This is a genomic window from Rhodosalinus sp. FB01 (assembly GCF_041365715.1).
Taxonomy (GTDB): Bacteria; Pseudomonadota; Alphaproteobacteria; order Rhodobacterales; family Rhodobacteraceae; genus Rhodosalinus.
This window is the reverse complement of the sequence record NZ_JBGFSH010000050.1, coordinates 1-566: the sequence shown is the minus strand read 5'-3', so window position 1 is coordinate 566 and position 566 is coordinate 1. Positions and strand designations below refer to the sequence as shown.

Genomic DNA, 566 nt, shown 5'->3' with positions numbered 1-566 from the left:
GATCGTGGATCATCAGGAAGGCGTTTTCCGGCATGACGATCTCGTCGCCCGCCATCGCGATGTAGGAAGCGGCCGAGGCGGCGATGCCGTCGATCCAGACCGTGACCGTGCCGGCGTGGCGGCCGAGCGCATTGTGGATCGCGACCGCATCGAAGACCGAGCCGCCGGGGCTGTTGAGCCGCAGGTCGATCGCGGCCTCATCCGGCAGCGCGCCAAGCTCGGCCAGGAAGCCTTTGGCCGAGACGCCATAGGCGCCGATCTCGTCATAGATCAGCACCTCCGCGCCGCCGTCCCGGGCGCGGATCGTGTACCAGCTGTTCATCGGTTTACTCCTGTTCGATGTCCTCGGCGGTCTCGTCGTCGCCGTCATCTGTGCCTCCGGCACCGGGCTCCGGCCGCCGTGATGGCGTGGCCCGCGCGCCCTGCGTTTCACCCGGGCTGGTGCGGTAGCGCAGGCCGAGCGCCTCGGCACGAGCGGTGTCGGTGGCGTTCTCGCGATCCACTTCCTCGACATCGTAGCCAGTGGCCTCGACCACCTTGCGCCGCGAGGTGATGCCGGCCTCCAT

At 68.6% G+C, this 566-nt stretch carries 1 protein-coding gene and 1 pseudogene; both read right to left on the bottom strand.

Annotation, left to right across the window (positions count from 1 at the left end):
* A partial coding sequence (locus tag AB6A65_RS16500; protein ID WP_371039481.1) for a head maturation protease, ClpP-related occupies window positions 1-322 on the bottom strand: 322 nt, incomplete at its 3' end.
* A 4-nt stretch (window positions 323-326) separates the two neighbouring features.
* Window positions 327-566, bottom strand: a pseudogene (locus tag AB6A65_RS16495) (phage portal protein); the annotation flags it as partial.